Consider the following 19032-nt stretch of genomic DNA (forward strand, 5'->3'; position numbering starts at 1 on the left):
ACGGGGTCGAACCCCTGGCAACCGTCGGCGCGCATGGCAGGATGAAGGCATCGCCGCTCGACGAGAGGAACGCCATGTCCCAGCCGGACATCACCACGCATCGACCGCAGGGTGAGAAGAAGAACATGTCGCTGCTGATCAGGGGCTCCCTGTGGATCGCCATCGGCGCTCTCATCGCCGCGGCCCTCGTGTGCGTCATCTGGGTGCTCATCGGTGACCAAGACGGTCTGATCGGTCGTGCGTTCCTCACGATCCTGCTGCTGGCGGCGTTCGCGGGAATCGCGATCCTCGAGGCCGGGTTGGCGCCGAACCGCCCCGACTGGCTGCAGCTGGCGAGCATGGTGAGCTGGATCGTCGCCCTCCTCGTCGGCGCCGTGAAGATCTGGCTCCCGGAGGACGGGTTCTACTTCGGCGCCGAGCGCTTCTTCCAGCTGCTCCTCGTGATCGGCATCCTCCAGCTGGCACTGCTGCACGTGCGCCTGTTCACGCCGGCAGCGCAGCGATACGTCACGACCTTCACCCGAGTGATCTACATCGTGACGGTCACTTTCCTCGTCGGTCTCGTCGGCATGCTCGTGTTCTTCCTCGCCTTCCCCCACACGTTCCACTACGGCGAGCTGTATTGGCGCATCGTGGTCGCACTCACGATCCTCGTGGCCGTTGGCACCACGCTGATCCCGCTGCTCAATGCGCTCTTCGCGCCGAAGAAGAAGACCCCGGCCAACCGTGCCGTCGCGTCGGCGCCGTCGTGGCCGACCTACGCCGATGGCATCACCCCGCTTCCGGCGCTGCCCGATGCATCGCCCGACTGGAACGCCTACTACACCGGGTACCCGACGGTCGCCCCGCCCCAGCAGGCACTCCCGCAAGCGCCCGTCTCGGGGTTCCCCGTCGTGCCGCAGCCCGTCTCGCCGCAGCCCGCGCCGCCGCAGCCCGCTGCGTCTCAGTTCGCGCCGCCGCAGTTCTCGCAGCCCGCAGAGCCCGCGCCTTCGACTCCGGGCGAGCACCCGATGCCCCCTGCCCCGGCCACGCAGATCCCGGCCTCCCCGCAGGAGGCTTCGCAGGCTTTCCCGCCGCCGCCGCCCGCGCCCCGGCAGCCCGAACAGTGACGCTGGAACTCGAACTCCGCGACCTCGCGACCGAGATCGCCGAGGAAGCAGGGCAGCTCGCGCGACTTCGACGACAGGAAGGGGTGCGCCTGGCGGCGACCAAGTCGTCGTTGGCCGACATCGTCACGGACGCAGACCGAGAGGTCGAAGCGCTCATCCGTTCGCGTCTCCGCGCGGCGCGGGCGGACGACGGCTTTCTCGGCGAAGAGACGGGGGCCGAAGCGGGGAGCAGCGGGATCACGTGGATCGTCGACCCCATCGACGGCACCGTCAACTACGCGTACGGCATCCCGGCGTACAACGTGAGCATCGGCGCGGTCCGCGGGGAACCCGATCCCGAGACCTGGGAAGCGCTCGCCGGCGCCGTCAACGCCCCGGCGTTGGGAGAGACCTTCTCAGCGGCGCGAGGTCATGGCGCCTGGTCGAACGGCATTCGTCTCGCGGTGACGGACACGACCCCGGCCGGCGCTCTCCTCGCCACGGGCTTCGGCTACGACCCCGCCACCCACGAAGGCGACATCGCGACCGTGGCGCGGGTCATGCCGATGGCTCGCGATGTGCGACGTATGGGTGCGGCCGCACTCGACCTGGCCTTCGTCGCTGCGGGGCGACTGGACGGTTACTTCGAGCGGGGCCTTCGCCCCTGGGACTTCGCCGCCGGTGCGCTCCTCGTCGAGGAAGCCGGAGGCGTGGTGTCCCGAACGGATGTCGACTCCCCACGCCCGATGCTGGTGGCGGGGGGAGTCGATGTGCACGCCCGACTGCTCGCGATCCTCGCGGAGAATCCGTGAACGATTCATGGCATTCTCAGCCTGGTCACGGTAGGGTTTACCCGATCGTTACTTTCATCACCCGAAGGTGAAAGTCAAAGTTTGCGCCCCCCGAGCACGACGCACGACCGAGAGAAACGCTTTGCCCCTCGAGAACTCCCAGGCTGCCTCTGCGCCCACGCGCCGATCCAGCCGACTCCGCACTGCGGCCTCCGAGGCCCCCGCGGCGGGACCGACGGCACCCCTTTCTGCCGCTGATTCCACTGCCGTCGCCCTCGTTGCTGTCGCCCCCCTTTCCCGACGCGCCGCCCGTCAGCGGCCGGCACCCGACGAGGTGGTCACGGAAGCGCTGATCGAGCCTTTCGTCGCCACGAACTCGGAGCCGGTGATCGCCGATGTTCCCGCGGTTCCTGTCGCCTCGGAGCCGGTCGAGGCTCCTGCGGCTCCGGTCCGCGAAACCGGTGAGGCCGGGCGTGGACCGGCGGTCGAAGCCGACGCGTTCGAGCGCGCTTCCCGTGCCTTCCGCGCGACAGGTGCGGTTCCGACGGTTTCCACGGCTGAGCGCTCGTCGTCCGCAGCGAGTTCGGACGCTGAGCCTGTCGTCCCCTCGCATGTGGCCCCTCGTCGCCCCCGTAACCTCCGCAAGGTGGTCACGGTCGGAGCAACCGTAGGTGTGATGAGCCTCGCAGGGCTTCTCGCGGTGTCCATGACGCTCCCCGCGGAGGCGGTCGCCGGTGTGCGGGGCGGCTCGGCCGCATCCATGTCGTTGGTCTCCGCTGCTGCCGCCGACTCGAAGGACGAGGCCGAGGACGAGATCCAGGCTTTCGTCGCACCGTCCGGCGTCGAGAGCGTCCCGCTCTCCCGCTCCGATGACTTCAGCACGGTCTCGCTCGCCGAGGTCGCCGCCGAGCAGGGCATCAACTACTCGGGTGAGATCTTCACGAACGACCCCGACGCCGCCATCCAGTGGCCGTTCCTCGTCGGTGTCGGCATGAGCTACGGCTATGGGATGCGCAGCGGCCGCCTCCACGAGGGCATCGACTTCGTGCCGGGCAACGGTGCGCCGATCCAGGCCATCGCCGACGGCACTGTCCGCATCGCCACAGAGCAGGGCGGGGCCTTCGGGGTCACGGTCTACATCGACCACGTCATCGACGGCCAGGTCATCACGAGCCACTACTCGCACATGCAGTACGGCTCCCTCAACGTCAAGGCCGGCGACACCGTCAAGGTCGGAACGATCGTCGGCAAGACGGGTAACACGGGTCGTTCCTACGGCGCTCACCTGCACTTCGAGCTCATTGTCAACGGAACGACCATCGACCCGATGCCGTGGCTCAAGGCGAACGCCGGTCGATCGTCGCTGACCGCGGAGGAGTGACCGGCTCGATTTCATGAGGACGCCACAGTAATGGTATTCTCGTACGGTTGCCCCGCGAGGGGCAGCACGCCCCGATAGCTCAGTGGCAGAGCACTTCCATGGTAAGGAAGGGGTCGTCAGTTCAATCCTGACTCGGGGCTCGCAAGCATTCTTCTCACGCGGACGGATGCCTCGCGGCAGGGTAGCTCAGCTGGTTAGAGCGCACGACTCATAATCGTGAGGTCGCGGGTTCAAGCCCCGCTCCTGCTACAGATGAAAACCCCCGGATTCCCGGGGGTTTCGTCGTTCACGGGGGGCAGCGCGTCGAAGCTCAGTCGCGGGACTGGCGCGCCGGTTGGAGCCCACCGATCGGCGAATCAGCCTCGCCGTTGACGTACATGTAGCCGTCGATGATGTCCGCGGATCGCCCTCGGCCGAGCCATGCGTCGATGCCGTCGCAGGCGTTCTCCGTCTGGGGGAGGAGCGTCTCCAGCTCGATCCTTCCCGCCGAATCCTGCGACCAGCGGCCGCTCAGATCGTTGCACCCGTCGCTGCCCGTGACGGTCCCGTCGGGACTGAACGACAAGAACGTCGCTCCGTCGACGCTCGCCTCCCAGCCCCCGACGGGGTCGGGGAGTGGCGGAGTCGTCTCGGCGGGAACCTCACCGTTCGCGATCCTGTCGTTGCGCGCGTACATGGGGGCGAGCCCGGCTTGGAAGACGGCGCTGGTGGTGATGGCCGACACCAGCACGAGGACCACGCCGAGCAGGGGAGCCCAGTAGGCGGGCTTTCTCCGATGCCGGAGCATGAACGCGGCCACGATCGCCGCGATGACCGCGGCAGCGACCGCCCACGGGAAGACGGCGCGGGCGCCGAAAGCGAGTGCCAGGTCGCAATCTCCTTCGCAGCCGACGGCGCTGAACGACTCGAGGATCTGCGCGACGTACGCTGCGACGACGAGCAACGGAACGAGCAACCAGAGGGTGACGGCGAGTGCGGAGCGGTGCGCACGGTCGCGATGGGCAGGTTCCGGATCCTCGACGGTCATGTCCCTGAGGGTATGGCGGAGTGCCGAGACGGACCGCAGGCGCGACGCGTGTCGTCGGCGCGGTGATGGCACGTCTCGGCTACGACGCGGCAGAGGTCGTGGTCGCCGTCGGCGAGGAGTTGACCCGCTTCGCCGTGGGGGATCGCGTGTTCTACGCCGGGCAGATCGATCGCTCGGGCACGAACGCGCGGTTCCACCTGGTGAACGAGAACATCGTCGGCCATGCTCCTCGCACGCTGTCGGTCGCAGAGGCGGCCGCACTGCCGCTGATGGTCATCACCGCGTGGGAGAGCCTGTTCGACCGCCTGGCGCTCACCCGCGAAAGCACGGGAGTGCTCCTGGTGATCGGCGCGGCAGGGGGCGTCGGCGCGCTGATCATCCAGCTCGCGAAGGCCCTCACGCGTCTCGAGGTCATCGCCGTGGCCTCGCGCCCGGAGACGGCGGAGTGGGTGCGTCAGATGGGGGCCGACCACGTCGTCGGCCGTGACTTCGCCGGCGAGGTGTCGGCGCTCGCCCCCGCCGGCGTCGACTACGTGTTCACCTCGTTCACTCCCGGCAACGTCAGGGCGATCGCCGACGTGATCCGTCCGCGCGGACAGGTCGTCTCCATCGACGAGACCGGGGGCAGCATCGACGCGCTCAAGGCGAAGAGCGTGACCTGGCACTGGGAGCTCATGTTCACGAGGCCCGTCACCGATCCCTCCGACCACTACCAGCACGACCTCCTGGAGAGCGTCGCGAACCTGGTGGATTCCGCTGGACGCCGCGACGATGCGTCGGGCCCACGAGATCGTGGAGGCCTCCCGGACGATCGGCAAGGTCGTCGTCACCGACTGGCCAGAGGCGAAACGCCCCTAGCGCTGCGGTGCGTCGAAGGCCGGACCCACGTCTCCCGCCGTAGCGTCTGCGACGCCGACACGTCCGCGGATGAAGAACAGCAGCACGAGACCGACCACGATCACGGCGGGGTTTCCGAGCCCAGCCAGCGTCGAGACCGGACCCTCGACCGGATAGGCCGTGTGGAGGAAGATACTCGGATCGGTGCTGGCGTGCAGCAGGATAGGCGCGATGAGAGTGCCGGTGACCCGCATGGCGAGGTACATGCAGATTCCGAAAGCGAAGGTGTAGACCACCTGGAACGCGGTGGCGAACAGCGATTGACCGCTGAGCAGGTTCCCGGAATGGAGTCCGGCGAACACCGCGGCCGAGATCACGGCGACGACGATCTCGCGGTATCCGGCCTTGCGCAGCATGTTCACGACGAGACCGCGAGTGAGCACCTCTTCGGCGAAACCGATGAAGACGCCGGCGAGCAGCCAGGTCGCGACCACCTGGAACCCGGCCTCGCCGTAGTCGATGCTGAGCAGGTGCAGGACGTTGAACAGCAGCACGACCACGATCGCGATCCACATCCAGCCGCGGCCCGTGATCGGCTGCCGTCTGAAGAGTTCGCCGAGCCAGCTGACCGACGCGGCGAAGCCGACCAGGAGCAGACAACCGACGAGAACGGGAAGTGCGTATAAGACCAGGATGCCGGTGGGGCCCGTCGGGTCGTCGATCTGTGCCGCGAGCGGAGTGAAGGCGAGCGACAGTCCGTTGTAGAGCACGAAGTAGACGGCCGCGAGAAGGAGTGCGCGCCACCAGCCGCCCTTCTCCCAGAATCTCTTCCAAGGGGTGCCGGTCGCGGCGGCGGGGGCGGGTGCGGTCATGAGAGCTCCAGGGCTCGGGGGGACGGTTCTCCCGATCAGTGTGGCGCAGCCGCAGGCACCGCGTCCATCCGCCTGGTCATCGCGGGCGCGTCCCGCGCCCTGCTCTCCCCGTCGGCGGAGGTAGACGAGGGATCGGGATCGGGCGGGTGGCGCGCGAGGTGTCGTGGAAGCGCTGGACAGCGGTGAGCACGTCGTTCACGGACGAGTAGCGCAGGGCGAGGGGGAGGTCACGCAGCCAGAGCACTTCGACCTCTGTCGGCGCATCCTCATAGACGCGGCACACGACCCGCCGGTGATCTACGTCCGGGTATTGCAGATCGACGATGGCCCAATCCGTGGCGCTGACCTGCTCGAGAGCGAACCGTGGGTCTGGTACGCGATCCATCATTCTCCTGACTGTCCCCACGATGAAGCATGCCCGCAGGTGAGCCGGGGCGGGAGCCCCTTGACAGACGGCGGCCCCTGCTCCAGAGGGGGCAGGGGCCGCCGTGTTCACCGAGCTGGCGTGTTCATCGAGATGGCGGTGTCGAGTCAGACTCCTCCGGTGCGCCAGACGACGCGACTGCAGCTCCCGACCATTCGACGCCTCGTTGCTCGGCCTCCAGACGCTCCGCTTCCTCTCCGCTGATGGCCTCGCCCCTGGCCACGAGCCCCGCGGTGTCCGACAGCGGGATCTGCTTCAGGAACAGCGAGAGCAGCAGCGCGAGGGCGATGAACGGCACGAGATACCAGAAGACCGGGGCGAGGGCATCCGCATACGCGGTGACGATGCCGTCGCGCACCTCGTCCGGCAGGGAGTTGAGCGTGGAAGGGTCGATCGTCGATGCGGCCTCTGAGGCGGCATCGGGCGATGCGCCGGCGCCGGCGAAGACCCCGAGCAGGTTCTCGGTGAGGCGAGTGGTGAAGATGGTGCCGAAGACCGCGGTGCCGAGAGACGCGCCGACCTCCCGGAAGTAGTTGTTCGTGCTGGTCGCGGTGCCGATCTCACCCGCCGGAACCGCGTTCTGCACGACCAGCACCACGACCTGCATGATGAGGCCGAGCCCCGCTCCGAACACGAACAGGAACACGCAGATCAGCCAGATGGGAGTCGACGCCGAGAGTGTGGTCATCGCGACCATGGCGATACCGGTGATGATCGTGCCGAGGATCGGATAGATCTTGTACCTGCCGGTCTTCGAGATCGCGATCCCGGAGAAGATCGACGTGCCCATGAGGCCGACCATCATGGGGATCATCAGCAGACCGGATTCCGCCGCAGAGGTGCCGGAGGACATCTGCAGGAACGTCGGCACGAATCCGATCGCCGCGAACATGCCGATTCCGAGCACCAGTCCGATCGCGGTGGCGTTCACGAAGATCGGGTTGCGGAACAGGCTCAGCGGGATGATCGGGTCCTGCACGCGCGATTCGGTGATCACGAACGCCGTCGCCGCGACGATCAGCCCGGCACCCCATGCCCAGGTCGCGAGCGAGTCCCATCCGAACTCCTTGTCACCGCCGAAGTCGGTGAAGAAGATGAGGCACGTCGTGGCGATCGAGAGGAAGATGACCCCGAAGATGTCGATCGGCTTCTCGGCCTTCTTGCTCGGGAGCTTGAGGGCGATGAGGGCGATGATGAAGGCTGCGATCCCCACCGGGATGTTGATGTAGAACGCCCACTGCCAGGTCAGGTGATCCACGAAGTAGCCGCCGAGGAGAGGGCCGGCCACGGCCGAGAGGCCGAAGACCGCCCCGAGGGGACCCATGTACTTGCCACGCTCGTTGGCGGGCACGATGTCGGCGATGATCGCCTGGGACAGGATCATCAGGCCGCCGCCGCCGAGACCCTGCAGGGCGCGGAACACGACGAACATCCAGAAGTCCGTGGCGAACGCGCAGCCGACGGATGCCAGCGTGAACAGTGCGATCGCGACGAGGAACAGGTTGCGCCGGCCCAGCACGTCGCCGAACTTGCCGTAGATGGGCATCACGATCGTGGTGGCGAGCAGGTAGGCGGTGGTGATCCACACCTGGTGGTCGACGCCGCCGAGCTGTCCGACGATCGTCGGCATGGCGGTGGACACGATGGTCTGGTCGAGGCTGGAGAGCAGCATTCCCGCGATGAGAGCGCTGAAGATGATCCAGATGCGGCGCTTCGTGAGCAGGAACGGCGCATCCTTCGTGGCGGTGGCGGACATTCAACGGGCTTTCTGTGACGGTGCGTAGAGCGAGCGGGCGAGGTCGAGGCGTCGCGCGATGAGATCGGCGAACGGCTCGGGGGACTGGTGGTGCAGGAGCTGGTCCATGCTCATGCGCACGAGCGCGCCGACGGTGTGCACGACCACCTCGGCGCGGAGTTCGGCATCATCGCCGCCCTCGGTGCGACGGAGGATCAGGGTCTGGTCACGGCGCTCGTTCTTGGCGAGCTGTTCGAAGGCCGCCTTCAGCAGCCGCGGCTCCTGCTCGACCACGGCGAACATCGCCGGGGCATCATCGACCGGGTTGAAGAGCTCGAAGCGACGGATCGTCAGCTGGATGAAGTCGTCGAGGAGGTCTCCGCGCTGCGTGGCGAACTCCTCCTCGAGAGCTTCCTGGCGGGAATCGATCGTCGCGAAGCCGAAGACCGCGTTCTCCTTGCTCTCGAAGTAGTTGAAGAACGTGCGCCGCGAGACTCCGACCTCGGCGCATAGCTCCTCGACCGTGAATCCCGCGAACCCCTTCTCCGTGGTCAACCGGCGTGCGGCATCGGTGAGGGCTCGGGAGGTCTCCCGCTTGCGCTGTTCCCGCAAGGATTCTGCACTGTCGCTCATAGAGTGCAATATTGCACTTCGAAGCTTGGAGTGCACTGTGAAGTGCTCGTATCCGTTGTCGGCGACTTTCTTCGGATCGATTTGTGACATCCGCTGCTCGCGATCCGTCCTAGTCATAGCGTCGCCGACCGCGACCGGCGCCCCTACGGGCAGAACACGGATGAAGGAGCTCATGATGGCGAACAGGACTCCGGGCACGCAGCCCGAGATCCACGTCGAAGCACCGCTGCAGGGGGCTGCAGTGGGCACGACGACGATCGAGGATGCGGTGGTCGCGAAGATCGCCGGCATCGCCGCGCGGGATGTCGACGGGGTTCATGCGCTCGGCGGGGGCGCCGCGCGCATGGTGGGAGCCATCCGGGATGCCTTCAACACGACCGACCTCTCGCAGGGAGTGTCCGTCGCGGTCGGCGAGGCGCAGATCACCGTCGACATCACGATCGTCGCCGAGTATCCGGTCGCCCTGCAGAAGGTCGCCGACGAGGTCAGGGCGGCTATCCATCGAGACCTCGTCGAGCTGGCAGGGGCGGACCTCGTCGAGGTCAACGTCACGATCGACGATGTGCACGTCCCCTCGGACGACGTCGAGGGCGAGACCGCTGTGGCAGCGAGCGAGTAGTCGCCACATCCAAGACACGGCTCCGAGACCCGGGGCCGTAACGAGAAAGGGAGAAGAAATGAGCGCTGAAGACAAGATCAAGGCCACAGCCGAGAAGGTCGCCGGAAAGGCCAAGGAGACCGTGGGCAAGGTCATCAACGATGACAAGCTCGTCGCCGAGGGCAAGGCCGAGCAGGCCAAGGGCAACGTGCGCGACGCTGCGGAGGACGTGAAGGACGCGTTCAAGAAGTAGGCGGGACCGGGGGAGAGGCCGCACCGCCTCTCCCCGATCCCTCACAGGCGGGTGAGACATGATCCGATCCGATGGGGCATCTGTTCCGAATTCCTTCGGGGATCGGATCGAGGGGTGGGGTAGATGGAGAAGGAACGCTTTCGGACAGCGCTCGAGGATGCGGACGACGGCATCGTCGCCGGACGGGCGATGGATGGGGACGTCGAGGCGTTCGCCGTCTTGGTACGCAGGTACACGCCGATGATGCGCGCCTATACGCAGCGGATGCTGAACGCCTCCGTCGACGTCGATGACATCGTGCAGGAGTCCTTCGTGGTCGCGTGGCAGCGGTTCGGCGAGCTCGAGGATCCGGCGAAGGTCAAGAGCTGGCTGATGCGGATCGTCAGCCGGAAGGCGGTCGACCGCATCCGTGCGATCCGCCCGGCCGTCGACATCGACTCGATCGACCGACCGGCACCTCTTCATGCGGCACCGTCCGCGGTCGTCGAGGCTCGCGCCGGTGTCGCAGCCCTCGGTGCTGCTCTGCGGGAGCTGCCCGACGCTCAACGCGAGTGCTGGGTGCTTCGTGAGATCGGCGGCTACACCTATGAGGAGATCTCGGAGCAGTTGGACATCCCGATCTCCACGGCGCGCGGCCTACTGGCCCGCGCCAGAAAATACATGATCGTACGGATGGAGGAGTGGCGATGACCGACGACAGAGACGCGCCTGAAATCCGCAGACTCGGACTCGAGCCCACCGATCTCGACGGGCACACCCTGGACGAGCTCACCGACTACCTCGACGCCGGAAGACGCCCGGCCGACCGTTCCATCGACGAGTCGCCCGGGTGTCAGCTGGCCTTGGATGCGCTCGAGCGTCTGCGAGGGCTCGGCGCGGAGCTGCTCGCTGCGGAAGCCGCAGCCGAACCCGAGGTCGATGACAGCTGGGTCGACCGCATCCTGAGCGGCATCGCGATGGATGCGCGGGCCGGACGCCGCATCCCCTTCGAATCGCCCGATCCGAAGGCGGATCTCGCCATCACCGAGGGAGCTGTTCGCGGTCTCGTGCGCTCCTCGGAAGACGCCGTTCCCGGTCTCCTCATCGGCCGGTGCCGGCTGGAGGGCGATGTGACCCGACCCGGGGCCCCGATCCGCGTCGGGATCGATGCGAGCGCGCTGCATGGACAGCCGATCCCGAAGGTCGCGGACGAACTTCGAGCCGAAGTGGATCGTCGCCTTCGCGCGCACACCGAACTGAACGTGGTCGCGATCGACATCGCGATCCGAGACATCAGAGAGGTGTCGTCGTGAGCGGCGGAGACGTGAGTGGGGGAGACGTGATGCAGGCGGAGGAGCGCGAGGAACTCGCTGCGGCGATCGAGGCGACCCTGCGATCGACCCCGGGGGTGCGCAGCGTCTACAGATCGGGATCTGTGATCTCTCAGCTGTTGCGACTCGGCGCTGAGGCCATCGGCGCGCGAAAGGACGATGAGCCCATGGTCTCGGTGATCGTCGCCGACGGCGGGGTGGTGGTCGAGGCCACACTCGGGGTCGAGTCCACGGCGAGATCGGGCGACATCCTCCACGCCGGGCACGGGGCCGTCGACGCGCTGCTCGACGCCCGAGGCCTGCGGCACGAGAGCATCACCCTCACGGTCGCGCATGTGCAGCCGGCCGAACGCCCTCAGGTGCCTGCGACCTCCTGAGGCACGGAACCACCGAGTGCCGCCGTCCGGGGGGACGGCGGCACTCGGTCTTGCGGGGCCGATCAGGCGGAGGCGGCGCGGAGTCCCTCGACGAGCGGGGTCGTGGGGCGCCCGATGAGGCGAGCGAGCGTGCCGTCGGTATCGGCGAGCGCGCCGTCCTTGATGCCGGCGTCGAGGGCGGCGACGAATCCGGCCGTCCCCTCGTCGAGCCCGGCCTCGCGGAGCGCGGCGACCTGGTCGTCGTGGTCGAGCGAGACGAACGCGACTTCGCGTCCCGTGACCTCGGCGATGGCAGCAGCGAGATCGGTGTAGTTCCAGGCGACATCGCCGCCGAGCTCGTAGACCTCGCCGACGTGTCCGTCCTCGAGCGCGACGACGGCTGCGGCCTCGGCGAAGTCCTTGCGGCTCGCGGAAGCCACCCGCCCTTCTCCCGTGCCGGCGGCGAGCACACCCGTCTCCGCGGCGCGGGCGAGGTCCGCGACATAGTTCTCGGTGTACCAGTTGTTGCGCAGGATCACGGCGGGCAACCCGGCCGCGGCGATGAGCTCTTCCGTCGCCTTGTGTTCGGGGGCCAGGATCAGGTCGCTCGTCGTGGCCTTCGGGGCGCTCGTGTAGACAAACTTGGAGACGCCGGCCGCCTTCGCGGCATCGATGACCGCCCGGTGCTGCGGGACCCGCTGGCCGACCTCGGAGCCGGATACCAGGATGACCGTGTCGACGCCTTCGAGCGCGGACGCGATCGATGCGGGGTCGGTGTAGTCGAGGTGCGCGACGCGAACGCCGAGGTCCGCGGCCTTGGCGGTGTCGCGGGCGCCTGCCACGATCGACTGGGGGTCGGCGCCGCGCTCGAGCAGGCTGGCGATGATGAGGCGGCCGAGGTTGCCGGTCGCACCGGTGACGAGGATGGTCATGAGGGTCCTTTCGTAAGTGACACCCACGACAACCCGCGATCGGGTGTTCGGCATTCCGATCTGATGGTACCCACTTTGAAGTAAGGTACCCACATGACGGTTAGTTTCGCGCAGATAAAGGAATCGACTCCGTTCGTGTTCGACCAGAATTGCGGCACGCGTGTCGTCCTGGATCACATCATGAGCAAGTGGGGAGTGCTCGTGCTCTCCTGCCTGTCCGACGGCACCCACCGCTGGGGCGCCCTCCGCAGGGAGGTCGACGGCATCAGCGAGAAGATGCTGGCCTCGACGCTGCGGACGCTCGCCGATGACGGCCTGGTGCACCGGGAATCCCTTCCGACCGTCCCTCCGCACGTGGAGTACAGTCTGACCCCGCTGGGGCGTGACCTGATGGAGCGCATGCTGCCGCTGATGGAGTGGGTGGCTGACCACGCCGACGGCATGCTCGAAAGAGACTGAATCTGCGGATTCCGTCGTGAGCTCCACTTCTTTGCTTCGGATTCATGCTGTCTGAGAAAGCCGTTGACGCGAGAACCGTTGTGGCTCTACTGTTCTGACATGGCAGCAACGACGCCGATTCATCTGGAACGACCCGACGGCAAGGGTCTGGCCGCCGGCACTCTGGGACTCTGGGGATCGACCGTGATCGGTCTCGCCTCGACAGCACCGGTGTACTCGCTCGTGGCGACGCTCGGCTTCGTGGTGCTCGCGGTGGGGGCGCAGGCTCCGATCGCGTTCATCATCGCCTTCGTCCCGATGCTCCTGATCGCCTTCGCGTACCGCGAGCTCAACAACGCCGTCCCCGACTGCGGCACGACGTTCACCTGGGGAACCAAGGCGTTCGGTCCCTGGGTGGGCTGGATGGGCGGGTGGGGAGTCGCCGTCGCGGGAATGGTCGTGCTGGCCAACCTCGCGCAGATCGCCTCGGTCTACTTCTGGTCGCTGATCGGACAGGACCTGGAGAACAACGACTGGCGCGTCGTCGTCGTCGCCGTGCTCTTCATCGCGGCGATGACCTGGGTCAGCTGGCGCGGCGTCGAGATCGGCGAGCGCATCCAGAACATCCTCCTCGCGATCCAATACCTGGCACTGGCGATCTTCATCGTCGCGGCGCTGTGGCAGTTCTTCGACGGCACGGCTCCGAACGCGACGCCTTTCGACTGGGAGTGGATGAACCCGTTCGCGTTCACCGACTGGTCGGGCTTCACGGAGGCGATCCTTCTGGCGCTGTTCATCTACTGGGGGTGGGACACCTGCCTCGCGCTCAACGAGGAGACCAAGGACCCGAAGCGCATCCCCGGACGCGCCGCGCTGCTGACCACCGTGATCCTGCTGTTCACGTACGTTGCGGTGACCATCGCCGCGATGATGTACGCCGGACTCGGCGAGGACGGCACGGGCCTGGGCAACGAGGCGAACGCCGACGACTTCTTCCTCGCGATCAAGGACGGGTTGCTCGGTCCGTTCGGCTGGGTGCTGGTGGTGTCCGTGATCATCTCGGCCATCTCGTCGACCCAGACCACGATCCTGCCGACCGCCCGGGGAACGCTCGCCATGGGTGTCTACCGCGCCCTGCCCGCCAGGTTCAAGGAGGTGCACCCGACGTACAAGACGCCGTCGTTCTCGACCATCGTCATGGGTGTGGTCGCCTCCGTCTACTACGTCGGGATGACGCTGATCAGCGACAACATCCTGCAGGACTCGATCCTGTCCCTCGGTCTCGCGATCGCGTTCTACTACGCCATCACCGGCTTCGCGTGCGTGTGGTACTTCCGCAAGGACCTCACCTCGTCCGCGCGCGAGTTCTTCTTCAAGGGGCTGTTCCCGCTGCTGGGCGGGCTCATGCTCGCGTGGGCGTTCATCCAGTCGGCCATCGACATGTGGGATGTCGACTACGGCTACACGGTCCTGTTCGGTATCGGCGGCACGTTCGTGATCGGCGTCGGCTCGTTGGCATTCGGTCTGGTGCTGATGTTCGTCTGGTACCTCTTCCCGCGCTCGAAGCGCTTCTTCCGTGGCGAGAGCCTGAACCGCGACACCGAGGTGATGGTCCCGGACGAGCCTGCCGTGACCATCCGGTCGATCGACGGAGGCATCTGAGGATGGCGGTCGCGACGGCGGACCTCTACGACGAGCTCGGGGAGGAGATCCAGTCGCTCTCGCTGCAGCTGCGCTCCTTCGGCCGGCGGTCGGCGTTCGACGGGCCGATCCGCACCGTGCGCTGCTTCGAGGACAACGCGCTGGTGAAGGCGGTGCTGGCGACTCCCGGTGCGGGCGCGGTCCTGGTCGTCGACGGCGCTGGATCGCTGGAGACGGCACTGATGGGCGACCTGATCGCGGCGTCCGCCGTGGCGAACGACTGGGCCGGGGTCGTGATCAACGGCGCCATCCGCGACAGTGTCGCCATCGATGCCCTTGAGCTGGGGGTCAAGGCTCTGGGGACGAATCCGCGCAAGAGTGCGAAGCTCGGAGCCGGTGAGACCGATGTCGCGCTCGTGATCGAGGGCGTGGTGTTCCGGCCGGGGGCGCATCTCTACAGCGATCAGGACGGAATCCTGGTCGAACGGTGAACGCCGCCTGAAGTCCGGCGGTCTCGGTGTCCTAGGCTTGCTGCGTGCGCATCCGGCTCGACATCGCCTACGACGGCACCCATTTCCGAGGGTGGGCGAAGCAGCCGACTCTGCGCACGGTGCAGGGCACGCTGGAAGCCGCCCTCGCGCGCATCGTGGGCTCGGACGTGCAGTTCGTGGTGGCAGGTCGCACGGATGCCGGCGTGCACGCGAGCGGCCAGGTCGCGCACGTCGACCTCGACGAGAAGCAGTGGTCGCGCATCGAAGCCCGGCAGGGGCGGGCGCCGTCGGAGCCCGCCGAGACCATCGCGGGCCGCATGCGGGGTGTGCTCGGTGCGTACTCGGATGTGACCGTCACGCGGTCGTCGATCGCCCCCGAGGGGTTCGACGCGCGGTTCTCAGCGGTCTGGCGTCGCTATCGCTATCGTCTCGCCGACGGACAGGCCGGGTACGACCCGCTGCGGCGCCACGACACGACCCTCGTCCGCGGCCGCCTCGACGAGCGCGCGATGGATGCCGCGGCGCGGACGCTGATCGGACTGCACGACTTCGCGGCGTACTGCAAGCCTCGGGAAGAGGCGACGACGATCCGCACACTGCTCGACTACCGCTGGGAGCGCGATGCCGACGGCGTGCTCGTCGCGGAGGTCAAGGCCGACGCGTTCTGCCACAGCATGGTGCGCGCACTCGTCGGGGCCTGCGTCGCCGTGGGGGAGGGGCGCCTCGATGTCGACGACCTCGTGGTGCTGCGCGATGCGCTCACCCGCACCAGCGAGTTCAAGGTGCTGGCCGCGCGGGGATTGATCCTCACCGAGGTCGGGTACCCCGCCGACGAGCTGCTGTCGTCGCGAGCGGTCCAGACGCGCGCGCGTCGAGACCGCGACTGACGCGCGCCTCGGACCCTGCCCGCGACTGACGCGCGCGTCGAGCAGGGGGCATGCGGCGCAATACCGCAGACGAGTCACGGTGTGCAACCCGGAGCCGATGCACAGCGGGTCGGAGTAGCGTGGAACGGTCATGAAGGTCATCTCGTACAACCTCCAGAAGCATCGAGCTGCGGGTGAGCTCGTGACTCTGGTGCGCGAGCACGATCCCGACATCCTCTGTCTGCAGGAGTGCGACGTCCCCGCGCTGCCGACGCAGATCGGCGACCTCGTGCTCGCCGACGCCACCCAGGGCAACCGTCTCGGACTCGCACTCTTCTATCGCGCGAGCACGTTCCACCTGCAGGCGATCCGCATGCTCGGACTCAAGAAATCCCTGCACGACCGGATCGCGAAACCCGCACACGAACGCGTTCTCGGTGCGCGATTGCGCGACATCGACGACGGCCAGGACTTCATCGTCGCCTCCTTCCACGCCGCTCCGCTGACCGCGTTGAACTCCCTGCGCCGTCACCAGATCCGCGCCGCGCTCTCCGAGCTCGCCGCGCTCGGCGAAGGCCCGCCCCAGCTGATGGTCGGTGACTACAACTATCCGATCTTCAAGGAGAACCTCGGTCAGGCCGTGCGCGACCACGGTTACGCGCTCTCCCTCAGCGACGACCACACGTACACGCGCTACCGGGTGTTCCGGGGCCATTACGACTTCGCCACGTCGACGGGCTTCGAGATCGAGCGCATCACGACCCTGCCGCAGGGGGCGAGCGATCACCGTCCGATCCTCGTCACGGTCAAGCCCGACTGAGCCGCGGTTTGGGCATACGGCACCGGTGGCGTATGATTTCCCTTTGGTGCCTTTCCCGTCCGCGGAGAAAGCGCATCGTCCGAACGTGAGCCCTCCACTGGCGTGTTCCTCCCTGTCGGGAAGAACCACCCCGGAGTGGGATTCACGAACTTCTCCGTTCGACACAAGAAAGCAGCACTATCGTGACGCGCACTTACACTCCCAAGGCTGGCGAAGTCCAGCGCGATTGGGTCGTCATCGACGCCACCGACGTCGTTCTCGGCCGTCTGGCTTCGCACGCCGCTACGCTCCTGCGTGGCAAGCACAAGCCGACCTTCGCCAACCACATCGACTCGGGTGACTTCGTCATCATCGTGAACGCCGACAAGGTCGCGCTCACCGGTCAGAAGCTCCAGAAGAAGATGGCCTACCGCCACTCGGGTTACCCGGGCGGCCTGAAGTCCGTCACCTACGCCGAGCTCCTCGAGAAGAACCCGGTCCGCGCTGTCGAGAAGGCCATCCGTGGCATGCTCCCCAAGAACAGCATCGGCCGCCAGCAGCTGTCCAAGCTCAAGGTGTACGTCGGTGCCGAGCACCCGCACGCCGCGCAGCAGCCGACGCCGTACACCCTCGACCAGGTCGCCCAGTAAGCGCCGTAAGACTTAAGGACATACTCGTGGCTGACATCCAGGACACCACCGAAACCCCCCAGAACTTCTCGACGTCGACTCCCGAGACCGACGCGGTCGAGGCGGCTCCCCGCCCCGTCCTCAGCGTCCCGGGTGCCGCTGTCGGCCGTCGCAAGCAGGCCATCGCCCGCGTGCGCATCGTCCCCGGCTCGGGCACGATCACGGTCAACGGCCGCACGATCGAGGACTACTTCCCGAACAAGCTGCACCAGCAGCTGATCAACGACCCGTTCACCGTGCTGAACCTCGCCGGTGCATACGACGTCATCGCGCGCATCTCCGGCGGAGGCCCCTCGGGCCAGGCCGGTGCGCTTCGCCTCGGCATCGCCCGCTCGCTGAACGGCATCGACGAGGAGAACAACCGTCCGACCCTGAAGAAGGCCGGCTTCCTCTCGCGCGACGCTCGCGTCAAGGAGCGCAAGAAGGCTGGACTCAAGAAGGCCCGTAAGGCGCCTCAGTACTCGAAGCGTTAAGGTCAACTGCTCCGATGCCGATCTTTGGCACGGACGGTGTGCGAGGACTCGCCAATGGCATCCTCACCGCCGACCTGGCGCTCACCCTGGCCCAGGCGACTGCTGTCGTCCTGGGCCAGGGCCGTACTGCGGAGGCACGCAAGGCCGAAGGCAAGCGGCTGACCGCAGTCGTGGCCCGCGACCCCAGGGTCTCCGGGCACTTCATCGCGGCGTCCGTCGCTGCCGGTCTCGCCTCCTCGGGAGTGGACGTGCTCGAGGCGGGGGTCATTCCGACACCCGCGCTCGCCTTCCTCGTCGCCGACCGTGACGCCGACTTCGGTGTGATGATCTCCGCATCGCACAACGCCGCTCCCGACAACGGGATCAAGATCTTCGCCCGCGGGGGCCGCAAGCTCCCCGACGAGGTCGAGCGGCGCATCGAAGAGGCCATGTCCGGCGAGAAGTTGCGCCCGACGGGCGCCGGGGTGGGACGCATCGACCGGTTCTCCGACGCGGAGGACCGCTACGTCATGCATCTTCTCGGCTCGCTCCCGAACCGCCTCGACGGTATCCACGTGGTGCTCGACTGCGCCCACGGCGCCGCCTCAGGAGTCTCTCCTGAGACGTTCCGGGATGCGGGCGCCGAGGTCACCGTCATCGGCGCCGACCCTGACGGCTGGAACATCAACGACGGCGTCGGCTCGACCCATCTCGACAATCTCGCCGAGGCCGTCGTGCGCCTCGGCGCCGACATCGGGATCGCCCACGACGGCGACGCCGATCGCTGCCTTGCCGTCGACGCCGAGGGCAACCACATCGACGGCGACCAGATCATGGCCATCCTCGCGGTGTCCATGAAGGAGCGCGGGCACCTCACCGACGACACCCTCGTCGCGACGGTGATGAGCAACCTCGGTCTGCACGTCGCCATGCGCGAGCACGGCATCACGGTACGGCAGACCGCTGTCGGCGACCGCTACGTGCTCGAAGACATGAACGAGGGCGGCTACGCGCTCGGCGGTGAGCAGTCCGGTCACGTGATCATGAGCGAGTTCGCCACCACGGGCGACGGGATCCTCACCGGCCTGCACCTGGTCGCCGAGATGGCGCGGCAGCAGAAGTCGATCGCAGAGCTCGCGTCGGTGATGACGGTCTACCCGCAGGTGCTCATCAACGTGCGCGACGTCGACAAGGACCGTGTGTCCGAGGACGAGGTCGTGCAGCAGGCTGTGCGCGACATCGAGTCGGAGCTCGGCGATTCCGGAAGGGTGCTGCTGCGCAAGTCCGGAACCGAGCCGCTGGTGCGTGTGATGGTGGAAGCCTCCGACGCGGAATCCGTCCACGCCTACGCCGGTCGCCTCGCCGAGGTCGTGCAGGATCGTCTGTCGCTCTGACCTCGCGACCGAACACGGCCGACCG

The 19032-nt window shown here is 67.2% G+C and carries 24 protein-coding genes, 2 tRNA genes and 1 pseudogene; 19 read left to right on the plus strand and 8 right to left on the minus strand.

Annotated elements, in window-relative coordinates; genetic code table 11:
• The first annotated feature begins 74 nt into the window (after positions 1-74).
• The 5 genes from ILP86_RS14540 to ILP86_RS14560 all read left to right on the plus strand — a co-directional run bounded on the left by ILP86_RS14540 (position 75) and on the right by ILP86_RS14560 (position 3509).
• The gene (locus ILP86_RS14540; protein ID WP_179516197.1) at positions 75-1109 is read left to right on the plus strand and encodes a hypothetical protein; all 1035 of its coding nucleotides are present in this window, start codon (positions 75-77) and stop codon (positions 1107-1109) included.
• Positions 1106-1900: an inositol monophosphatase family protein gene (locus ILP86_RS14545; RefSeq protein ID WP_058633247.1), complete on the plus strand. Its 795-nt coding sequence runs from the start codon at positions 1106-1108 to the stop codon at positions 1898-1900. Before ILP86_RS14540 ends, ILP86_RS14545 begins: the two co-directional genes overlap by 4 nt.
• 121 nt (positions 1901-2021) lie before the next feature.
• Positions 2022-3260 (plus strand): M23 family metallopeptidase, encoded by a 1239-nt coding sequence (locus tag ILP86_RS14550; RefSeq protein WP_113681517.1) that lies wholly within the window; start codon positions 2022-2024, stop codon positions 3258-3260.
• Positions 3261-3328: 68 nt separating this feature from the next.
• Positions 3329-3400: transfer RNA gene (locus tag ILP86_RS14555), tRNA-Thr, on the plus strand.
• A 35-nt stretch (positions 3401-3435) separates the two neighbouring features.
• Positions 3436-3509, plus strand: a tRNA-Met gene (locus ILP86_RS14560).
• A 61-nt stretch (positions 3510-3570) separates the two neighbouring features.
• Here the strand turns inward: ILP86_RS14560 and ILP86_RS14565 are convergent.
• Both ILP86_RS14565 and ILP86_RS19640 read right to left on the minus strand, forming a co-directional pair.
• On the minus strand, positions 3571-4287 hold the full coding sequence (locus ILP86_RS14565; protein ID WP_193762303.1) for an META domain-containing protein: 717 nt from the start codon (positions 4285-4287) through the stop codon (positions 3571-3573).
• A 151-nt stretch (positions 4288-4438) separates the two neighbouring features.
• Positions 4439-4702 carry a hypothetical protein gene (locus ILP86_RS19640; protein ID WP_227751277.1) on the minus strand — a complete coding sequence of 88 codons (264 nt, stop codon included), beginning with the start codon at positions 4700-4702 and terminating at the stop codon, positions 4439-4441.
• 4 nt (positions 4703-4706) lie between these two features.
• Here ILP86_RS19640 and ILP86_RS20020 point away from each other — a divergent pair.
• Positions 4707-4838 (plus strand): annotated as a pseudogene (locus ILP86_RS20020) (zinc-binding alcohol dehydrogenase family protein); the annotation flags it as partial.
• Here ILP86_RS20020 and ILP86_RS19805 read toward each other — a convergent pair.
• From ILP86_RS19805 to ILP86_RS14590, 5 genes are all read right to left on the minus strand, one after another.
• Positions 4817-4981 carry a hypothetical protein gene (locus ILP86_RS19805; protein ID WP_230977948.1) on the minus strand — a complete coding sequence of 55 codons (165 nt, stop codon included), beginning with the start codon at positions 4979-4981 and terminating at the stop codon, positions 4817-4819. The pseudogene ILP86_RS20020 and the gene ILP86_RS19805 overlap by 22 nt on opposite strands.
• Positions 4982-5141: 160 nt before the next feature.
• Entirely contained in the window at positions 5142-5996 is an 855-nt protein-coding gene (locus tag ILP86_RS14575; RefSeq protein ID WP_193762304.1) for a CPBP family intramembrane glutamic endopeptidase, read from the minus strand.
• A 76-nt stretch (positions 5997-6072) separates the two neighbouring features.
• On the minus strand, positions 6073-6381 hold the full coding sequence (locus tag ILP86_RS14580) for a hypothetical protein (RefSeq protein ID WP_113680868.1): 309 nt from the start codon (positions 6379-6381) through the stop codon (positions 6073-6075).
• A 124-nt stretch (positions 6382-6505) separates the two neighbouring features.
• Entirely contained in the window at positions 6506-8176 is a 1671-nt protein-coding gene (locus ILP86_RS14585; protein WP_193762305.1) for an MDR family MFS transporter, read from the minus strand.
• Positions 8177-8788 (minus strand): TetR/AcrR family transcriptional regulator, encoded by a 612-nt coding sequence (locus ILP86_RS14590; protein ID WP_193762306.1) that lies wholly within the window; start codon positions 8786-8788, stop codon positions 8177-8179. It abuts the gene before it with no gap.
• A gap of 175 nt (positions 8789-8963) precedes the next feature.
• Between ILP86_RS14590 and ILP86_RS14595 the strand changes: the two genes are divergently transcribed.
• The 5 genes from ILP86_RS14595 (at position 8964) to ILP86_RS14615 (ending at position 11326) form a co-directional block, all read left to right on the plus strand.
• Positions 8964-9407 carry an Asp23/Gls24 family envelope stress response protein gene (locus ILP86_RS14595; protein WP_193762307.1) on the plus strand — a complete coding sequence of 148 codons (444 nt, stop codon included), beginning with the start codon at positions 8964-8966 and terminating at the stop codon, positions 9405-9407.
• Positions 9408-9465: 58 nt separating this feature from the next.
• Positions 9466-9639 carry a CsbD family protein gene (locus tag ILP86_RS14600; RefSeq protein WP_045263668.1) on the plus strand — a complete coding sequence of 58 codons (174 nt, stop codon included), beginning with the start codon at positions 9466-9468 and terminating at the stop codon, positions 9637-9639.
• 123 nt (positions 9640-9762) lie between these two features.
• Entirely contained in the window at positions 9763-10329 is a 567-nt protein-coding gene (locus ILP86_RS14605) for an RNA polymerase sigma factor (protein ID WP_193762308.1), read from the plus strand.
• Positions 10326-10931 carry an Asp23/Gls24 family envelope stress response protein gene (locus tag ILP86_RS14610; RefSeq protein ID WP_046747443.1) on the plus strand — a complete coding sequence of 202 codons (606 nt, stop codon included), beginning with the start codon at positions 10326-10328 and terminating at the stop codon, positions 10929-10931. Before ILP86_RS14605 ends, ILP86_RS14610 begins: the two co-directional genes overlap by 4 nt.
• Positions 10928-11326: a hypothetical protein gene (locus ILP86_RS14615; protein WP_308431950.1), complete on the plus strand. Its 399-nt coding sequence runs from the start codon at positions 10928-10930 to the stop codon at positions 11324-11326. The genes ILP86_RS14610 and ILP86_RS14615 overlap by 4 nt, the downstream gene beginning before the upstream one ends.
• Positions 11327-11388: 62 nt before the next feature.
• Here ILP86_RS14615 and ILP86_RS14620 read toward each other — a convergent pair whose 3' ends face one another.
• Entirely contained in the window at positions 11389-12237 is an 849-nt protein-coding gene (locus tag ILP86_RS14620) for an SDR family oxidoreductase (RefSeq protein WP_193762309.1), read from the minus strand.
• 93 nt (positions 12238-12330) lie between these two features.
• On the opposite strand from ILP86_RS14620, the gene ILP86_RS14625 reads away from it, so the two are divergent.
• From ILP86_RS14625 to glmM, 8 genes are all read left to right on the plus strand, one after another.
• Positions 12331-12696 (plus strand): helix-turn-helix domain-containing protein, encoded by a 366-nt coding sequence (locus tag ILP86_RS14625; RefSeq protein ID WP_058633151.1) that lies wholly within the window; start codon positions 12331-12333, stop codon positions 12694-12696.
• Between the two features lie 99 nt (positions 12697-12795).
• On the plus strand, positions 12796-14337 hold the full coding sequence (locus tag ILP86_RS14630) for an APC family permease (protein ID WP_046747360.1): 1542 nt from the start codon (positions 12796-12798) through the stop codon (positions 14335-14337).
• Positions 14338-14339: 2 nt separating this feature from the next.
• Entirely contained in the window at positions 14340-14807 is a 468-nt protein-coding gene (gene rraA / locus ILP86_RS14635) for a ribonuclease E activity regulator RraA (protein WP_193762310.1), read from the plus strand.
• A 44-nt stretch (positions 14808-14851) separates the two neighbouring features.
• A complete protein-coding gene (gene truA, locus ILP86_RS14640) occupies positions 14852-15694 on the plus strand; it encodes a tRNA pseudouridine(38-40) synthase TruA (RefSeq protein WP_193762311.1) in 843 nt (280 codons plus the stop codon).
• Between the two features lie 130 nt (positions 15695-15824).
• Entirely contained in the window at positions 15825-16493 is a 669-nt protein-coding gene (locus tag ILP86_RS14645; protein ID WP_193762312.1) for an endonuclease/exonuclease/phosphatase family protein, read from the plus strand.
• Between the two features lie 182 nt (positions 16494-16675).
• A complete protein-coding gene (gene rplM, locus ILP86_RS14650) occupies positions 16676-17122 on the plus strand; it encodes a 50S ribosomal protein L13 (RefSeq protein ID WP_046747364.1) in 447 nt (148 codons plus the stop codon).
• Positions 17123-17148: 26 nt separating this feature from the next.
• Positions 17149-17634, plus strand: a complete 486-nt coding sequence (gene rpsI, locus ILP86_RS14655; RefSeq protein WP_045263679.1) for a 30S ribosomal protein S9 — start codon at positions 17149-17151, stop codon at positions 17632-17634.
• Positions 17635-17648: 14 nt separating this feature from the next.
• Entirely contained in the window at positions 17649-19007 is a 1359-nt protein-coding gene (gene glmM / locus ILP86_RS14660) for a phosphoglucosamine mutase (RefSeq protein ID WP_058632689.1), read from the plus strand.
• The last annotated feature ends 25 nt before the right edge of the window (positions 19008-19032 follow it).

Origin of the sequence: Microbacterium sp. R1, assembly GCF_015159725.1 — a bacterium.
Taxonomy (GTDB): domain Bacteria; phylum Actinomycetota; class Actinomycetes; order Actinomycetales; family Microbacteriaceae; genus Microbacterium; species Microbacterium oxydans.

Bases quoted from the DNA above. Each gene is read 5' to 3' on its own strand.
- ILP86_RS14630 (WP_046747360.1), top strand. From the start codon at position 12,796: ATGGCAGCAACGACGCCGATTCATCTGGAACGACCCGACGGCAAGGGT.
- ILP86_RS14585 (WP_193762305.1), bottom strand. From the start codon at position 8,176: ATGTCCGCCACCGCCACGAAGGATGCGCCGTTCCTGCTCACGAAGCGC.
- ILP86_RS14580 (WP_113680868.1), bottom strand. From the start codon at position 6,381: ATGGATCGCGTACCAGACCCACGGTTCGCTCTCGAGCAGGTCAGCGCC.
- ILP86_RS14590 (WP_193762306.1), bottom strand. From the start codon at position 8,788: ATGAGCGACAGTGCAGAATCCTTGCGGGAACAGCGCAAGCGGGAGACC.
- ILP86_RS14540 (WP_179516197.1), top strand. From the start codon at position 75: ATGTCCCAGCCGGACATCACCACGCATCGACCGCAGGGTGAGAAGAAG.
- ILP86_RS14645 (WP_193762312.1), top strand. From the start codon at position 15,825: ATGAAGGTCATCTCGTACAACCTCCAGAAGCATCGAGCTGCGGGTGAG.
- glmM (WP_058632689.1), top strand. From the start codon at position 17,649: ATGCCGATCTTTGGCACGGACGGTGTGCGAGGACTCGCCAATGGCATC.
- ILP86_RS14625 (WP_058633151.1), top strand. From the start codon at position 12,331: ATGACGGTTAGTTTCGCGCAGATAAAGGAATCGACTCCGTTCGTGTTC.
- ILP86_RS14600 (WP_045263668.1), top strand. From the start codon at position 9,466: ATGAGCGCTGAAGACAAGATCAAGGCCACAGCCGAGAAGGTCGCCGGA.
- ILP86_RS14620 (WP_193762309.1), bottom strand. From the start codon at position 12,237: ATGACCATCCTCGTCACCGGTGCGACCGGCAACCTCGGCCGCCTCATC.
- ILP86_RS14595 (WP_193762307.1), top strand. From the start codon at position 8,964: ATGGCGAACAGGACTCCGGGCACGCAGCCCGAGATCCACGTCGAAGCA.
- ILP86_RS19640 (WP_227751277.1), bottom strand. From the start codon at position 4,702: ATGACCTCGAGACGCGTGAGGGCCTTCGCGAGCTGGATGATCAGCGCG.
- ILP86_RS14575 (WP_193762304.1), bottom strand. From the start codon at position 5,996: ATGACCGCACCCGCCCCCGCCGCCGCGACCGGCACCCCTTGGAAGAGA.
- ILP86_RS14605 (WP_193762308.1), top strand. From the start codon at position 9,763: ATGGAGAAGGAACGCTTTCGGACAGCGCTCGAGGATGCGGACGACGGC.
- ILP86_RS14610 (WP_046747443.1), top strand. From the start codon at position 10,326: ATGACCGACGACAGAGACGCGCCTGAAATCCGCAGACTCGGACTCGAG.
- rraA (WP_193762310.1), top strand. From the start codon at position 14,340: ATGGCGGTCGCGACGGCGGACCTCTACGACGAGCTCGGGGAGGAGATC.
- ILP86_RS14565 (WP_193762303.1), bottom strand. From the start codon at position 4,287: ATGACCGTCGAGGATCCGGAACCTGCCCATCGCGACCGTGCGCACCGC.